General features: G+C 65.9%; 16 protein-coding genes. 3 read left to right on the forward strand and 13 right to left on the reverse strand.

All coding sequences use genetic code 11. The annotated features are described in order from the left end of the window. Positions 1-36 precede the first annotated feature (36 nt). The 3 genes from CLU85_RS21095 to CLU85_RS21105 form a co-directional block, all read right to left on the reverse strand. Positions 37-1,143 carry a serine aminopeptidase domain-containing protein gene (locus CLU85_RS21095; RefSeq protein WP_232727890.1) on the reverse strand — a complete coding sequence of 369 codons (1,107 nt, stop codon included), beginning with the start codon at positions 1,141-1,143 and terminating at the stop codon, positions 37-39. 199 nt (positions 1,144-1,342) lie between these two features. Next, positions 1,343-2,503 carry an iron-containing alcohol dehydrogenase gene (locus tag CLU85_RS21100; protein ID WP_100411998.1) on the reverse strand — a complete coding sequence of 387 codons (1,161 nt, stop codon included), beginning with the start codon at positions 2,501-2,503 and terminating at the stop codon, positions 1,343-1,345. 398 nt (positions 2,504-2,901) lie between these two features. Further along, entirely contained in the window at positions 2,902-3,918 is a 1,017-nt protein-coding gene (locus tag CLU85_RS21105) for a fumarylacetoacetate hydrolase family protein (protein ID WP_100411999.1), read from the reverse strand. Positions 3,919-4,035: 117 nt separating this feature from the next. Between CLU85_RS21105 and CLU85_RS21110 the strand changes: the two genes are divergently transcribed. The 3 genes from CLU85_RS21110 to CLU85_RS21120 all read left to right on the forward strand — a co-directional run bounded on the left by CLU85_RS21110 (position 4,036) and on the right by CLU85_RS21120 (position 6,487). Then, positions 4,036-4,818, forward strand: coding sequence for an IclR family transcriptional regulator (locus CLU85_RS21110; protein WP_100412000.1), 783 nt, complete (start codon positions 4,036-4,038; stop codon positions 4,816-4,818). 21 nt (positions 4,819-4,839) lie between these two features. Next, positions 4,840-5,997: a DUF3108 domain-containing protein gene (locus CLU85_RS21115; protein WP_100412001.1), complete on the forward strand. Its 1,158-nt coding sequence runs from the start codon at positions 4,840-4,842 to the stop codon at positions 5,995-5,997. A gap of 190 nt (positions 5,998-6,187) precedes the next feature. Continuing rightward, positions 6,188-6,487: a DUF3567 domain-containing protein gene (locus CLU85_RS21120; protein WP_100412684.1), complete on the forward strand. Its 300-nt coding sequence runs from the start codon at positions 6,188-6,190 to the stop codon at positions 6,485-6,487. A 33-nt stretch (positions 6,488-6,520) separates the two neighbouring features. On the opposite strand, the gene CLU85_RS21125 is transcribed toward CLU85_RS21120, so the two are convergent. The 10 genes from CLU85_RS21125 to narJ all read right to left on the reverse strand — a co-directional run bounded on the left by CLU85_RS21125 (position 6,521) and on the right by narJ (position 16,554). Continuing rightward, positions 6,521-7,603, reverse strand: coding sequence for an AbrB family transcriptional regulator (locus CLU85_RS21125; RefSeq protein ID WP_100412002.1), 1,083 nt, complete (start codon positions 7,601-7,603; stop codon positions 6,521-6,523). 224 nt (positions 7,604-7,827) lie between these two features. Further along, on the reverse strand, positions 7,828-8,304 hold the full coding sequence (locus CLU85_RS21130; protein ID WP_232727963.1) for a hemerythrin domain-containing protein: 477 nt from the start codon (positions 8,302-8,304) through the stop codon (positions 7,828-7,830). Positions 8,305-8,425: 121 nt separating this feature from the next. Beyond that, on the reverse strand, positions 8,426-8,839 hold the full coding sequence (locus tag CLU85_RS21135; protein WP_100412004.1) for a ribonucleotide reductase subunit alpha: 414 nt from the start codon (positions 8,837-8,839) through the stop codon (positions 8,426-8,428). A gap of 29 nt (positions 8,840-8,868) precedes the next feature. Next, positions 8,869-9,546, reverse strand: coding sequence for a nitroreductase (locus tag CLU85_RS21140; RefSeq protein ID WP_100412685.1), 678 nt, complete (start codon positions 9,544-9,546; stop codon positions 8,869-8,871). Between the two features lie 22 nt (positions 9,547-9,568). Continuing rightward, on the reverse strand, positions 9,569-10,903 hold the full coding sequence (locus CLU85_RS21145) for an NnrS family protein (RefSeq protein WP_232727891.1): 1,335 nt from the start codon (positions 10,901-10,903) through the stop codon (positions 9,569-9,571). Then, positions 10,900-13,347, reverse strand: a complete 2,448-nt coding sequence (locus CLU85_RS21150) for an adenosylcobalamin-dependent ribonucleoside-diphosphate reductase (RefSeq protein WP_100412686.1) — start codon at positions 13,345-13,347, stop codon at positions 10,900-10,902. Before CLU85_RS21150 ends, CLU85_RS21145 begins: the two co-directional genes overlap by 4 nt. A 96-nt stretch (positions 13,348-13,443) precedes the next feature. Beyond that, complete coding sequence (locus CLU85_RS21155; protein ID WP_100412006.1) at positions 13,444-14,124, reverse strand: carbonic anhydrase; 681 nt, start codon at positions 14,122-14,124, stop codon at positions 13,444-13,446. Between the two features lie 36 nt (positions 14,125-14,160). Next, on the reverse strand, positions 14,161-15,099 hold the full coding sequence (locus tag CLU85_RS21160; RefSeq protein WP_100412007.1) for a peptidylprolyl isomerase: 939 nt from the start codon (positions 15,097-15,099) through the stop codon (positions 14,161-14,163). A 25-nt stretch (positions 15,100-15,124) separates the two neighbouring features. Further along, the gene (gene narI, locus CLU85_RS21165) at positions 15,125-15,856 is read right to left on the reverse strand and encodes a respiratory nitrate reductase subunit gamma (protein WP_100412008.1); all 732 of its coding nucleotides are present in this window, start codon (positions 15,854-15,856) and stop codon (positions 15,125-15,127) included. Beyond that, entirely contained in the window at positions 15,853-16,554 is a 702-nt protein-coding gene (narJ, locus tag CLU85_RS21170) for a nitrate reductase molybdenum cofactor assembly chaperone (protein WP_100412009.1), read from the reverse strand. Before narJ ends, narI begins: the two co-directional genes overlap by 4 nt. Positions 16,555-16,557: the final 3 nt, after the last annotated feature.

The following is a 16,557-nucleotide window of genomic DNA, read 5'->3' on the forward strand; positions in this document are numbered from 1 at the left end:
CAGGTCAGTATTTCAGCCCTTTCGCATTTCCGCCGTTCAGCGCCACTGTCGCGCCAGAAACTCAGCGACCTCGTTCTCCAGCGTGGGGTGGTAGGCCACCCGGTCAAAGCCCTCCGGGTTGGCGGCAGCGTCCCCGGCGTCAGACGCCAGCGGCCAGACAGACTGGGCCATGAAGGCGAAATGGCCCGCACCCGGCACGGTGCTCGCCGGGGCAGACGGCAGGTTCGCGGCGACATAGCCGCCGTGGTACTTGCCCGTGAGCACGGCATCGCGCTCGGCCACCATCAGCCGCACCGGCACGCTGATGGCCTTCAGGCTCTCGGGGGTGAACACCACCGCCATGGGCGCCATGGCCACCACGGCGCGGATGCGGGGGTCTGCCACCGAGACCCGCGGGCCGTCGAGCGCGGCAGCACCGGCCTGTGTGGGCACTGAGGCAGCGGGTGCAGGGGCGGCGGCGGCAAGGGCCTTCTGGGGAGCCTGCGCGGCCTGGCCACCAGCGGGGAGCTGGCCCAGGCTGCAGAAGCCGGGGTCGTCCGACACGCTGCGGCAGTGCTGTGCCGCACGGGTAGGTTCGGCCTGTGCGCCGGCCAGTGCCAGCACGGTGTAGCCGCCTGCCGAGTGCCCCACGGCGCCGATGCGCCCGGCGGGAATTCGGGGGCCCCACTCGGGGCTGGCCAGCAGCGCATCGAGCACGCGGCTCACCTGGCGGGGGCGCTCGCTGAAGTAGCGGCCCGAGGTGATCATCGAGCGGTCTTCCCAGTTGTCGCCCGGGTGGCGCAGCGCCGCCACCAGATAGCCGTCGGCCGCCAGGCGCGTGGCCAGGTTGTGGTGGCCCAGTTCATGGCCGCCCGTGCCGTGCGAGATGAGGACCAGGCCTTTGAGGGGCGCTGCAGCCACCGGAGCACCCGGTGTCACCACGGGCCGCCAGGGGCCCATGGGCACCGTGCGGGCCACGGCAGGGGTGGGGTAGAACAGCGCCACGGTCACGGGCTCTGCGCCGGGGACGACCAGGGTGCGCAGGCCCGCGTACTGCGCCGATGCGGGGGTAGCCCAGGCCAGCAGTGTCACAAGAGCCGCCAGCAGCGGTGCGCGCGCCTTGCGCCATGCGGAGCGGAGGGCCAGGAGGAGGATGAGGGTCACGGTGCGCCTTTCGTCAAATGCCGCCCAGGGAGGCGGCTTGACGGCACTGTAGGCAGCGCAGGTGGCAGACTCCAGCACTCTGCGACGAAACGCGGCTGCACGGCGCGAAACGCAGCGCTGGGGGGTCGAGCCGGAGGGGCGAGACACGCCCGCCCTCTCCGCCCTCTCCGCCCTCTCCGCCCTTCCCGCCCGCGACGGGTTACAGCGCGGCTTCGAGGATGCGGCGGCTCACGACGGGCGTGATCTCGCGCTGCTCGCCCAGCGTCACCATGCCGTGCGCTTCGAGCTGCGCCACCACGGTATTCACCACCTCTGCGCCCAGGCCATAGCCCGACAGGCGCGTAGCGATGCCCATGCTTTCAAAGAAGTCGCGCGTGCGTTCGATGGCGGCGGTGATGCGCTCGTCGTCGGTGCCGGTGGTGATGCCCCAGACCCGCTCGCCGTACTGCAGCAGCTTGGCGCGCTTGGGCACGCGGCGCTCGTTGAGCAGCGCAGGCAGCACGATGGCCAGCGTGCGCGCGTGGTCGATGCCATGCAGCGCCGTCAGCTCGTGGCCGATCATGTGCGTGGCCCAGTCCTGCGGCACACCCGCGCCGATCAGGCCATTGAGCGCCATGGTGGCGGCCCACATGAGGTTGGCACGGTCGTCATACACGGGCTCGGGGGCAGTCAAGAGGCGCGGGCCGATCTCGATCAGCGTCTGCAAAATGCCTTCGGCAAAACGGTCTTGCACCGGCGCGTTGACCGGGTAAGTCAGGTACTGCTCTACCGTGTGCACAAACGCATCGACCACGCCGTTGGCCAGCTGCTGGGGTGGCAAGGTGTAGGTCTTGGTGGGGTCGAGCACCGAGAACACCGGGTAGGTGTGCACGCTGCCAAAGGCCAGCTTGGCCCCCTTGCCGCGGTGGGTAATGACGCCGCCGTTGTTCATCTCCGAACCCGTGGCAGGCAGCGTGAGCACGGTGCCAAACGGCAGCGCGCCCGTGATGTTGCGGCCGTGTTTTTCCAGAATGTCCCAAGGCTCACCGTCAAAGTTCACGGCCGCTGCGATGAACTTGACCGCGTCGATCACCGAACCACCGCCCACCGCCAGCAGAAAGTCAAACCCGCCTTCGCGGATCTGCGCCACTGCCTTCATCGAGGTTTCGTAGCTGGGGTTGGGCTCGATGCCATTGAAGGTGGCGTGCTGGCGCTCGCCCAGCGCGGCGCGCACCTCGGCCAGGGTGCCGGTCTTCTCGGCACTGGCGCCACCCACCAGGATCAGCACCTTGGCGGCGGCGGGCACCAGCTTGGCCAGGTCGGCGATACGCCCCTGCCCGAAGGCGATGTGGGTGGGGTTGTGAAAGTCGAAATTGAGCATGGGAATCTTTCTGAGGAGGCCAGCGCATGCGCTGTTGCGGGATGCATTGTGCGACGCTCCTGCGCGCGAGACTGGTCGCGCGGGTGATAACCCTGGAGCCGCCCCGCCCAGGACCGCCGAGGCCTGCACCACCCGGCGCTGATGCCCACCCATCCAGCTTTACGCCGGCGGTCTTGATGATCTCGCCCCAGCGTTTAGCGCATGGCTTCGGCCACGGTGCGCGCCTGCACCTCAGTACCCCCACCGGCCGGGTAGGGCACCACCCAAGGCAAGGACTGGGCCGGCAGCAAGGTTCAGCACCGCATGGGGGTTGCCCAAGATGATCACTATTATTTCAATAGCTGCTAGCGCTTATACATAAAGCGCTACAGCCATATTTCGCCCAAATTAGCAGCCGTTCAAGCGTCGACCGAGGAGGCGATGGCCTGGTCGATGGCTCCGAAGATGCTGGCGCCGTCCTTGCCCTTGACCTCAATGCGGATGGTGTCGCCAAACTTCATGAACTCGGTGCTGGGCTTGCCGTCCTGGATCGTTTCGATGCAGCGCTTTTCGGCAATGCAGCTGTAGCCCTTGGGCCATTCGGTGCGGCCGTTGGCGTCGGTCACGCCCTTGTTGCTGACCGTGCCGCTGCCGATGATGGAGCCTGCGCGCAGGTTGCGCGTCTTGGCCACGTGGGCAATCAGCTGGCCGAAGTGGAAGGTCATCTCGGGGCCCGCGTCGCACATGCCGACCTTGCGGCCGTTCCAGGTGGATTGCACGGTGAGGTTCACGCGGCCGTGGTCCCAGGCGCCGCCCAGCTCGTCCAGCGTCACGGCCACGGGGCCGAAGGCGGTGGCGGGCTTGGCCTGGAAGAAGCCAAAACCCTTGGCCAGCTCGGCGGGGATCAGGTTGCGCAGGCTCACGTCGTTGGCAATCATCACCAGGCGGATGCCGTCCAGCGCCTGGTCGGCGTTGGTGCCCATCTTCACATCGCCCGTCACCACGGCGATCTCGGCCTCAAAGTCGATGCCCATGGCTTCGCTGGGCACCACGACGTCGTCGCAAGGGCCTATGAAGTCGTCGCTGCCGCCCTGATACATCAGCGGGTCGGTGTAAAAACTCTCGGGCACCTCGGAGTTGCGCGCTTTTCGCACCAGTTCAACGTGGTTGATGTAGGCAGAGCCGTCGGCCCACTGATAAGCGCGGGGCAGCGGGGCCATGCACTGGGCCGGGTCGAACGGGAAGGCGTGGCGCGCACGGCCGCTGTTGAGCTGGTCGTACAGGTCCTGCAGCTGGGGCGACAGGAAGCCCCAGTCGTCCAGCACCTGCTGCAGCTTGCTGGCAATGCCGGTCGCATAATGGGCCGTGCCCAGGTCGCGGGAGACGACAACCAGTTGGCCGTCGCGCGAGCCGTCTTTGTAGGTAGCAAGTTTCATGGTGGCAGAACCTTTGTCTCAAGGGGTTGAAATGGGCAGCTTGAAGAGGCAGCCTCAGCGTTAATTACGCTTTGGTAAATTGATTTAACTAAACAAAACTCCCGAATTTTAGTGCACATGGACAAAGAACGTGCAGGAATCCAGTCCGTGGAAGTCGGATTTGCCTTGCTGGACGGGTTGACCCGCTCGCGCGGCCCCCTGATGCTCAAGGATGTGGCTGCCGCCGCAGGCATGAGCGCAGCCAAGGCACACCGGTATCTGGTGAGCTTTCAGCGCTTGGGCCTGGTCACGCAGGACCCGCGCAACGCGCGCTACGACCTGGGGCCCGCCGCCCTCAAGCTGGGGCTGGCGTCGCTGGCCCGGCTGGATGCGGTGCGCCTGGCCCGCGAGCGCATGCCCGAGTGGATGGAGGCCGTGGGCCACACGCTGGCGCTGGCCGTGTGGGGCAACCACGGCCCCACGATCGTGCACTGGGAGGAATCACCCCAGGCCGTGACCGCCAACCTGCGACTGGGCGACGTGATGCCCCTGCTGTCATCCGCCACGGGCCGCTGCTTTGCCGCGCACATGGCACCCGATGTGATGACACCACTGCTCAAGGAGGAACTGGCCCGCGCTGCCAAGATGCGCCGTACCGACCTGCCCACCACCATGGGCGAAGTGAACACCCTGCTGGCCGAAGTGCGGGAGCGCGGCGTGGCCCGTGTGGTGGATACCCTGCTGCCCGGCATCGTGGCGTTTTGCGCCCCGGTGTTCGACTCGGACGGACACCTGGAGCTGGGCATCACCACGCTGGGGTCCATCGCCACGTTCGACCCCGAATGGGGCGGCGCTATCGACGCCCCGCTGCGTGCGGCGGCGGCCCAGCTGTCACGCGACCTGGGCGCTGGCAGCGCCTGACCCGAGGCGCCGCCACACGCCATGCCCCGCCGCGCGCTGGTTTTCATCACGGCCCTGGTACTGGCACTGCACTGGCTGGTATTGAGTGGGGTGCCACTGGCCTGGGACAGCCCGGCCCAGCCCACGGGGCGCGTATTCAGCACACGCAGCATTGCCGCAGCGCCTGCGCCTTCTGCGGCAGCGGCGGTGACCCCCAATGCACCGCCCCCCCCGACCGCGCCCCCCAAGCCCACGGTGCGCAAAAGCCCCCCCGCCCCGAAGCCGCTCCCTGCCCCACCCAACCAGGGGGCGCCCCAACCCTTGGACTCGCTCAAAACGCCTGCCGAAGCGGCCACCGATACAGAGGCCAATTTGGCCGTGGCCAACGCTTCACCAGAGACCGCTGGCGTCGATACCCCCCTTGCCACGCCGCCCGCCGCACCTGCGTCCTCAGAGACAGCGCCACCACTACCGCCTGCCGGGGACAACCCGACCGGCGCAGGGGTGGACATCACCCCCCCTGGCGGCACAGGCCGCAGCCCCAGCACCGTGCCGCCGCCCGTGCGCATCCCGGCGCCCACACGGCTGGCTTTCGAGGTCAGCGGGCAAGCCAAAAAGTTCGCCTACAGCGCACGGGCCGAACTGCTGTGGCAGCACGATGGCAACCGCTATGAGGCGCGGCAGGAGGTCAGCGCTTTTCTGGTGGGCTCGCGCACGCAGTCCAGCACGGGCCAGATCGCGCCGCAGGGCCTATTGCCCGAGCGGTTTTCCGACCGCGCCCGCAGCGAGCAGGCCGCACACTTCGACTACGCCAAAGGGCGTGTGACCTTCAGCGCCAACACACCCGATGCCCCCATGGGGCCTGGCACACAAGACCGCCTGAGCATCTTCATCCAGCTGGGGGCGATGCTGGCCGCCGACCCGGACCGCTTTGCGCTTGGCACTCAGGTCACCCTGACCACGGTGAGCGCCCGCAGCGCCGACCGCTGGACCTTCACGGTCGAAGGCTCCGAAACGCTGGACCTGCCCGTAGGCCCCACCCCTGCCCTCAAGCTTCAACGTCTGCCCCGCAAGGACTACGACCAGAAGGCCGAACTGTGGGTGGCCCCTGCGCTGGGCTACCTGCCCGTGCGCATCAAGCTCACCCAGGCCAATGGCGACTTTGCCGACTTGCGGCTGCGCAGTAGCAGCGCGCCCTGAGTCCACCCCGTCCTCCGGGGGTGTTGCGCAGGAACGCCAACCGGGCAAAAAAGACCCACGAGGCCGGCGCACTCTGAAATTCGTGAAATACTGCAACGCAGCAGGGGACAAAAGCCCGGGGCAAACCCCCTGCCACTTGAACTCTGCGAACCCGCTGTCATCTGACATCTATATCGACAAGGGGAACACGATGCACATGCTCTACGACTCAGAATCTTTCGTGGTAGTCCACATGCTGCCCGACGCCGTGGAGAAAAAGAGCGCCCAGGTGCTCAACGACACCGCCCCCGCCATTCCCCAGCTCGCACGCCACGGCTTTGAGATCGTGGACAAACGCTCAGGCAAAGAGGTGTACCTCGACGGCTCCTGGGCCGAGATGTTCCAGGAACAGATCCTGGCCTGGCAACGCGATACGCCCACGCAGGAAGAGGTAGAAGACGCTCTGGATCGCTACGCGGGCCTGGCGCAGAACCCCGTCGTTGTGCATTGACCCATCGCGGGGCCATCCGCCTGCGGCGGTGGTTCAGCCTTCGGTGCCCTGCGCTGACCTCGGCGGATAGATCCGCCGGTACAGCGGGTCCACCAGCATCAGCACCGCAATCAGACGGCACACCTGGAACGCGGTGACCACCGGGACCCCCAGTTGCAGGACCTTGGCTGTGATGGCCATTTCGGTAATGCCGCCCGGCGAGGTGCCCAGTAGCAGGGTCACCCAGGGAAGCCCGGTGGCCCAGGCCAGTGCCGCGGCGAACAAGGCGCAGACCCCCATCAGTCCCAGCGTGCCCACGGCCACCGTCGCCAGCCAGCGTGGCGCTGTATGCAAAAACTCTGCGCGAAACCGCACGCCCAGGCTCACCCCAATCACCAGTTGCGCGGCATTGACCATGCCCTGGGGCACGGCGGACAGGCTCAACCCTGCCATGGTGAGCCCCATGGACACCAGCATGGCCCCCATGAACCACGGGTTGGCGCGGCCCAGACGCTCCATGACCAGCGCCCCAGCGCCAGTGAACAATGCCAGCAGTACCAACCCGGGCCAGCTCACCACCCGCAGCATGGGCGGCAGGATGTCCAGGCCATGCAGGCCACTCCACTGCAGCGCAAACGGAATCGTCACGGTGACGATCAGCAGGCGCAGGCTGTGGCTGGCCGCCACCAGGTCTGTGCGGGCGTTCTCGCGCTCGGACAGCAGCGTCATCTCCGACGCCGCGCCAATCGCGCCCGCAAAGTAGCTGGTGGCGCGCAGCATGGGTGCGGGTACGCCATGCATGCGCGGTGCATGCACGCGGTACAGCCAGGCGCCGAACAGCCAGCCCAGAAACAGCGCCCAGACGATGCCCAGCGCAATGGCCCACCACAGGCCGCCAATCAGCGCCACCACCTGCGGCGTGAAATACAGGCCCAGCGCCGCCCCAATGGTCCACTGCCCCGCATTGCGCAACGGGCCCCAGCTTTCCGTGGGCCCGCCAGCCATCGACGCAACAGAGGTGACCAGCAGCGGGCCGATCATCCAGGGCAAGGGAGTGTTCAGGGCTACGCAAACGGCAGCAGCCGCCCACGCCAAAGCCAGCGTGGCGACGGTACGGAGAATGAAGAGGGGGCGCATACAAAACGACCAACGGACAAATCGGGTCGGCCCGCCAAGTATCGCGTGCCCATCGCGTCTTCCTGCGCAACAAGTATTGCCCAGGCGGCATGTCTGACATCGCCAGCGGGCAACATCGGCACGACGTCGCGCACAGCGATGCTGTTCACCCCGGCGATTTAACGCCAAATATGCGTATAGCGCATGCCCTCCATGCGGTAGCAGCTCTTATTTCAATAGCATTCTCAGCCCCCTCGGCGCGCAGCCATCTCCCTGCCCATGGCGGTCAGGGAGTCCGGGGCCAGCAGGGCCGCAGCAGCCGGGTAGGCAGCACCCTCTTCCGCTGCAATGTGGGCGTCGTAACGTGTGGCAAACCGGTCCAGAGCGACCTCGTCCTGGGGCTTGAAGCCCTGGGCGCCAGCGTCCACCAGTGCCAACAGGCCCCCACGGGCCTCAGCCCAGTCGGCCGCCATGGCAACATGGTCGTACTGCAACCGCAACACGAGCGCCTTCACCTCGGGCGTGGCCTGCTCCAGCAGCAGCGGGAACACATGCAGCTCTTCATCCTCGTGGTGCAGCGGCGCCGCCATGTCGAAATAACGCAGCACATCCCGCGCGGCTTGGCGGGCCTCATCGTCCGCGCCCCGCGCCTGCACATGGGCCCGCAACCGGGCCAGCAAACCCAGCGTGCGTTGCACGCGTTCGTGGCAGGCCTCCAGCATGGCAAAAGGCTGCTCAAACCCCACCGCAGGCGCGCTGAAGCCCGGTATGTGCCGGGCCGAGGCGCTGCTGGCAGATGAAGACACAGGAACGGGAACAGGGGACGCAGTCACGACCCCGTCCTCACCCAAACCGCACGGGCTGGCCCTGGCGGTCGAACGGAATGTATGCACCATGGGCGCCCCCCTTGATCGCATCCACCATGCGCTGCAAAGGCGCCTCCGCATCAGCGCTGCTGGGGGCCTTGTTCAACGTGCCCGACAGAGCCGCTGCAAACACCATGGCCCAGTCGTGACCGGGGGCCGTGAACTGGCGCGCCTCTTCCACCAAGGCGGCGAACGACAGCAGTTCTTGCGGCGTCTTGTCCACACACATCAACGGCACCAGGGCTCCGCCCTGCCCGGCCTCAAAGCGCGCGCGCTGCCCAGGGGTAGCGTCATCGGGCAATTCAACGGCGGCAAACACAAACAACAGGCGCTGGGGTTCAGGTTGCATCCGTGCAGCTTGCAGCAGATCGTCGAAACTGGAAATGTCCATGAAAAAATCTCGCAATAAAAAAGGGCTGTTCAGAACCCGGGCACCACGCCCCGGTCCACATCCAGCGTGCTGACATAGGTGTTGGTCAAAGGCCGCGCCCGCACGGCCTTGCGCGACTGTACGGTGCCAATGCTGATGAAACACAGCGCCTGCTCGGATGTCGCCAACTGGAACAACGAGCGCAAGCTGGCGGCCTTGAGCGCCTTGCCGCTGGTCAGCGCCGAACCATACCCCTGCGCCGTGGCCATGAGCAGCATGTTCTGCACAGCGCAACCGGCTGAGACAGTGCGCTCGGCCAGATCAATATCGGGGTCACCCCGCTCTGCATCCACCACCGCCAGCAACAACAGCGGGGAGCGGTACGCCTTTTCGCGCGCCTGTTCGGCCTGCTCGGATGTGGCGGCGGGGTCGCGCTCCAGCAAGGCCTGGGCAAACACGTCCGCCAGTGGGGCGCGCGAAGCCTCTGGCACCAGGACAAAACGCCAGGGCACCAGTTGGCCGTGGTCCGGTGCATGGGCCGCAGCACCGAGAATCTGGGCCAGCTCAGCTGCGTTGGGCCCGGGCGATCCGAGGCGCTTGGGCAATATGGTCTGGCGCGACTGTATCAACGCAGCCGCCATGCCCGCCACATCGTCGACCACCGAAGGGCGGACGGCAGCGGGGAGCGACTTGGACGCGGGATTCAAAGGCCAGGGGATGACTGCCATGACAAACAATCCTTGAAAGGGCTCAGCCCGGCCGACCATCGGCCCGCAGGCAGCCATACCAACGGCCCAGGCGCACACCCCAGGCCCCCATCGTGCCAGCCCAAAGCACTGCAGCCAACGGCAAAAGCCAGAGCGACACAAAACCGGGAACACCGGGTGCCGCTGCAGCAATGCGCAGCACCGTGGCTGCCTGCAGCAGCCAAAACAACGACCAGGCCAGACGGTCGGCCACCAGTGCACGCCCGCTGTGCCCACAAGACACCCGCGTGACCATGGCCAACATCAACGACGCCAGGCACCCCATGGTGAGCGCATGCAGCGCACCCAGGCCCAGGCCACCAACACCCAGCCCCCATGCCAGCCACTGCGATACGCCACCCAGCAAGAAGGCCACGCCCAGCCACAAAAACCCGATGTGCAGCATGGCCAGCAACTTGTTCTTGAGGCTCTGCACCAACCCCCACACGCAAGCCAGCCAGACCAGAATGCCCCCCACGACCAACTGCAGCATGCCATGCAACAGCCCCCAGGCGGGGCCAGCTGTACTTGCGGATACCCCGGCCCATTCGAGCCACACGGCCAGCACCTGCAGCAGCGCTGCCGCCAGCATGAGCCACAGTACCCAGAAAGGCCGCCAAGCCTGCACCATGGGCATGGCGCTGGAAGTAAAAAATGGAATCATGCGGTGTGCCACCGTGACGTACACCACGACCACAAACCCCCACAGGCCCGTGAACACCCAGGCCCTTGCCGCGGCAGGGGCGCCCAGCACCAGGCCAAGCCACAGCCCCGCCACGCTGATGCTGCCGAGCAGGCAGGCGCCCGCAATCACGCGCGCATGAAGTTGATCTTGCGCCTGGCTCAGCCAAACACGGCCCCAAAACTGAACCGTCATCCACACCAGCCCGCCACAGGCCAACGCAAGCCCGGCCAACGCAAGGTAGACATGCCAATATGCGCCCGCCAACCATAGCAACCATCCCGCCGCCTGGGCGAGCAAGGGAAAACGCAGGGCATTGACGGGCAGAGGCTCCACGCCCAGCCACTTGGGGCCCGCAGTGAAGAGAAAGCCCGAAAAGAACAGCGGGATAAAACCGAACGCCATCACCGCCGAGTGCACCAGCGTCGGAGGCAGCGCTGAGGGCAACCCCCACCACTGGGTGGACCGATCCACCTGCACCAACGCCCACCACATCCCCGAGGCCACCAACACCACCATCGCCAGCAAAAACCCCAGACGGTGGGGCGCCAGCATCACATAGCGCCAGCGCCAGTGTTTATCCATCTGTGCAAGCACCTCGGCAGAGGGCTTGCCAGATGCCACGCGCAACGGAATGCTGGGGCGCGAGGTGGTCACCCACAGCTTCCCAGATGCCCGCACTGCGTGCAGTAGTCGCAGCCATCCTTGCGGATCACGGCGTGGGCGCCACATTCGCTGCACTTCTTGCCCGCCATGGCCTGCGGCACTGCCAAGGGGAGTGGCACGGGCTCATCGAGTGGCAATTGCTGCTGCACCGGGTCGGCCACGCGACGGGCCAGGATGTTCTGGATGGCATAGGCCATGGCGGCCACTTCGGAGTCGTGCCACATGGGCACCAGCGTGCCATCGTCCTTGCGGTGCGTGCCCAGGCGCACGGGGCCCCGGTCCCAGGCCACCTTGCGCATGTCGCTGAGCGCACGCTCCAGGAAGCCGCCGCGTGCCGCCAGGGACAGCATGCGCATGCTGGACGTGATCCACTGTTGCGACTCACCACTCTGGCCCACGGGCATGAAGAACTCGATGGCCCGGTCCACCGTACCGTTGCCCACCCCGGTTGGCACAGGCAGGAAGGAAACGATCAGGTACAGCGTCTTGTGGCCTTCCTGCGTCCAGTATTCGAGCTTTTCGGCCACCGCCGAGAGACCACCTTGCGGGCGGCTTTCGATCACGGTGCGCATGGGGTCCACTGGCGGCACGGGTGGCACTGGCGTCGGCAACGGTGCGACAACGGGCGCGGGTGCTGCATGGGTCTCCAACACGGACCCCAGGATGGCATTGGGCCGGTAGGTCGCCAGGCCCTTGAGCTTGGCACGCCAGGCCTGCAGATACAGGTCCTTGAAGCCCTCGTAAGGGTAGTCGGCGGGGATGTTCACCGTCTTGGAAATGGCGGTGTCCACAAAGGGCTGCACGGCCTCCATCATGGCGATATGGCCTTCAGCGGGCATGGCCAGGGCAGAGACAAAATACTCTGGCAGAGCATTCACATCGCCACCCAGATCCCGGTAAAGACGCCAGGCATGGTCTTCGACCGCGTACTCTGAGGTGCTGCCATCGGATTCGCGCTTCTTGCGCTTGTACATCCAGGAGAACGGTGGCTCGATGCCGTTGGAGGCATTGTCTGCAAACGCCAGGCTCACGGTGCCGGTCGGTGCAATGGAAAGCAAATGGCTGTTGCGAATGCCATGCTGGCGGATCGCAGCCTGGAGCGAGTCGGACAAGCGGCTGGCAAAGGTGCCCTCCGACAGATACGGCTCCGCCTGGAATTTGGGGAACACCCCTTTCTCGCGCGCCAGATCCACCGACGCGGCGTAGGCCGCATCGCGCATGCACTCGGCAATGCGTGCGGCCATGTTGCGGCCCTCGGGCAGGTCGTAGCGCACGCACAGCATGGCCAACGTATTGCCCATGCCGGTAAAGCCCACACCAATGCGCCGCTTGGCCATGGCCTCGTCGCGCTGCTGCGGCAGTGGCCAGTAGGTGACGTCCAGCACGTTGTCGAGTGCACGCACCTGCAGCGCCACCGCCTTCGTGAAGGCGTCAAAATCAAACGCAGCCACGCCGTCAAAACCGAAGGGGTGACGAACAAAGCGGGTCAGGATGATGGGGCCGAGGTCGCAACACCCATAGGATGGCAGCGGCTGTTCACCGCAGGGGTTGGTGGCCGCGATGTCTTCGCAGTAGTGCAGGTTGTTGTCTTCGTTGATGCGCCCCAGAAACAGGATGCCGGGCTCAGCGAAATCGTAGGCTGACTTCATGATCGTGTCCCACAGCTCCCTCGCTGGAACGGTGGCGTACACCCACAGACCGTCGGCACGCTGGCGAGCGCCCTGGGCCAGCAACGCAGCGCCTGGTTTGGCCTTGTGCACCAGCTCCCATTGCGCGTTGTTCTGCACGGCATGGATGAACTCGTCCGATACGCCCACCGACACATTGAAGTTGTTCCAGCGGCCCGGCGTGCGCTTGGCCGTGATGAACTCATGCACATCGGGATGATCAATGCGCAGCACGCCCATCTGCGCGCCCCGACGCGCTCCCGCGCTCTCCACGGTGGAGCACGACTGATCGAACACATTCATGTAACTGCAAGGCCCCGACGCCATAGAGGCTGTGGCCTTGACCTGCGCACCCTTGGGCCGGATGCGGGAAAAGTCATAGCCCACGCCGCCGCCGCGCCGCATGGTCTCTGCGGCCTCGCGCAGCGCCTCGTAGATGCCCGGAAAGCCCTCGTCGTCCACCCCTTGGATGCAATCGCCCACAGGCTGTACGAAACAGTTGATGAGCGTCGCCTGGATGTCGGTGCCTGCAGCACTCATGATGCGGCCCGCGCCAATGGCACCCGCTTTCAGGTTGGCCAGGAACAGGGATTCGTACTTGTCGCGCAACTCCGGCAACTCGACCGAGGCAAGGGCTCGCGCAACGCGCTGGTACAGCTCGTCGGCCGTGGTTTCGCCCGGTTTGAGGTACTTCTCGCGCAGCACATCCAGGCTGATGGGCTGCAATGGCGAAGTGGAAATGAGGGGGGGCTGGGGTTCGCGTTTCATGGGGGCCGATGATTTGGTTTTCACGCCAGAGCGGTCTTGCGTTCCATCAAGAAGAACGCATTCCAACCACAGAGGCCGCCAGAATGCAGGACAAGGTCAAAGTTCGTCCAGAAGAACCTGACCATCATGCTCCACGTAGGGGTGGTAAGGGCCGGTTCCGCTGTTGTCTGCGCGCGAGGCCGGTACAAAACCACCGGTCTTGACATCAAACACATGGACTTCTCCTTCCTCGATCACATAGTGCCAGCCGTGCAGGCTGATCTGGCCTGACTGCACGCGGCTGCGCACCATGGGGTATTCCATGAGGCGTTCGAGCTGCAGCACCACTGCGCGCTGCTCGGTGCGGCGCAGCACTTCTGGACCAGGCTGCATGGGCAGCAGGGCCTCACGCCCCAGGTCCAGCCAGCGATTCAGGTTGGGGGCCTCGGGCGACACGTCACCATACATCGCCTTGATAGCCCCACAGTGACTGTGGCCGCACACCACGATGCGGCGCACCTGCAGGTTGAGCACCGCAAATTCGATGGCTGCCGTGGTGCCGTGATGGCCGTGTGATCCGTCGTAGGGCGGGATGAACGCACCGACATTGCGCACCAGAAACAGCTCACCCGGGCCCGCCCCCGTCAGCAGGTAAGGCACCAAGCGCGAGTCAGAGCAGCCAATGAACAGGGTTGTGGGGTGCTGCCCCTCGTCCACCAACGATTGAAACTGTTCGCGGTATTGAGGAAATGCATCGTTGTGAAAACGGCGCAGGCGATCCAGCAGTTCGTCGGGCATGGGGCGGGGCGGCAATGCGTGGGTGCGCTTGTCAGATCACTGAACCAGGGGGGATTCTGCGGCGTCCAGGTCCACCCCCTCCACCACGGCCGCGCCTGCCAGCAGCTGCAGGTATTGGCGCAGTGCATTCACCCAGGCCTGCTGGCGCAGAGTGAGCGCAATGGCCTGGCGCACTTCTTCGAAGGCGGGCTGTTGCCCTGGGTCGCGGGCCACCACCTCCACCACATGCAGGCCAAAGCGGCTGTGCACCAGGCGGGCCAGCACCCCGATCTCGGCGCCGCCAAACACCTCGCGAGCGAACTCGGGGGCGCAATCAGCGCGGGTCAGCCAGCCCAGGTCACCGCCCTGCTGGCCGCTCGGGCAGTTAGACCACTGGGCGGCCGCCTTGGCAAATTGCGCGCCGCCATCGTCGGCGCAGCGCAGCTCAATCAGCAGGGCCTCGGCACGCAGTCGCAGCTGCTTCACATCCACGCCCGGCGTCACAGCAAACAGCACATGGCGCAGTTGCGCCCGCTCGCCCTGCGCGTGTGCCGCAGGGTGAGCGTCGTGGTAGCGGCGGCAGGCCTCTTCCGACGGATCGGGGATGGGCAACTCACGCTCCAGAAGCTGCTCGATGGCGTTCGAGGCGGCGGCACTGATCGCGCCCTCGACCCCCGGCACATCGTCCTGAGACAACAGGCCACCCTGCTGGGCCGCCTGGCGCAGCAGCTCAGTGCAGGCGCGCTGACGCAGGGCTTCGTCGTCCAGCCGCTCATGGGATCCGTTCAGGGCCACGCCGTTGATACAGGCCAGCACGGCCTGCGCGCTGTCCGTTTCAGTCGGCAACGCCACCACCAGCGCCGGAGCCTCGGTCATCGTTGCTGACAGGGCTTCGTAGGCTGCTGTCTGCGCTGGAGTCAGCGTGCTGGCAGGTGCGCTCGCAGCGCTTTTTTCTGTGGAGCTGCAACCGCAACTCCCGGTTCCACATCCGCTCATGGTGTGCTCCTTGGGTCTGGTGATTTCAGGCGCGGCGGTCTTGCGACTGCATGTGGCCGGGTGGCAGGTTCAAGCGGCGCGCACGCACCACCTGGTAAGGGCGCAGCACATAAGCCAGCGTGCCAAAGCCGCTCCACACATGCACCAGGCGGGTGAACGGGAAGATCAGGAAGATGCTCATGCCCAAAAACATATGGGCCTTGAAGATCCAGCCCGCTTCGGCCAGCAGCTCCACCCCCCCGCTGCGGAAGGTCACCACGCGTTGGCCCCACTCGGCCAGCTTCATCATCATGGAGCCGTCCAGATGCTGTGCCGACAGCGGAATGGTGGCCAGGCCCAGTGCCAGTTGCAGCCACAGCAGCACCAGGATCAGGATGTCGCTGGTCTTGGAGGTGGCGCGGATGCGCTCATCCGACAGGCGGCGGTGCAGCAGGATGGACAGGCCGATGAAGCCCAGCGTACCCGCTATGCCACCCGACACCATGGCCATGAGCTGCTTCGCACCTGCACTCATGAAATGCTCATACAGAAAGTGCGGTGTGAGCATGCCCACGGTGTGGCCAAAGAACAGGAACAGCACGCCGATGTGGAACAGGTTGCTGCCCCAGCGCAGGCTGCCGGTGCGCAGCAGTTGGGATGAGTCGCTCTTCCAGGTGTACTGGTCGCGGTCAAACCGCACCCAGCTGCCAACGAAGAAAACGGTCAGGCAAATATAGGGATAGATGCCAAACAACAGGGTGTCAAGCCAGGTGGTCATACTGAGACTCCTTCTGGTGCCCGCTCGGCGCGGGGGGTACGAACAAAATGCAGAGGCTGCGGCTGGTCAGGCTTGGACTGACCCTGGGTACTGCAGCCACCAAACGCTTCGGGCTCAGCCCAGACCTCGTCCATGGGCGGCTCGGGCGTCAGCGCCACCGACTGCACGCGCTGGCCCGACACTTCAAGCACCGCAGCGATCACGCTGGCGTAAGGGCTGCTTCGCGCCACCAGTGCGCTGAACAGCGCGTTCAGGATGTGGGCCATCTCGCCCAGGAACTCCTTGGCCACTTCGGGGGGCTGGGTGGAGGCAAACTCCAGCACCACCGGCAGGTGGTCGGGCAGCTCGTCGGCCTGGAACTGCAGGCCGGCCTTTTCGTAGGTCTGCAGCAGGTCGATGAGCGCCGGCCCCCGGTCGCGCGAGTCGCCGTGCACATGCTCGAACAGGTGCAGCGAGGTCTGGCGGCCCCGGTCAAAGTTGTCCACGTAGCGGGCTTCGGCTTCCAGCGGGTCGAGTGCAGCCAGGTGCTCGCACACAGCCTTCAGCTCATCCATGCGATCGGCCGTCAGGGCCTGCTCGGCCTGCAGCGCATCGATGAGCTGTGGCATCACGCTGCGCAGCTGCGCATCGGGGTAGCTCAGCAGGTAGCCCAGGGCGCGCAGGGTCAGGCGCACGGAGGTCGGGTTCTTCTTGAACATGGT

This window comes from Acidovorax sp. 69, assembly GCF_002797445.1.
In the GTDB taxonomy this organism is placed as follows: Bacteria; Pseudomonadota; Gammaproteobacteria; order Burkholderiales; family Burkholderiaceae_C; genus Acidovorax.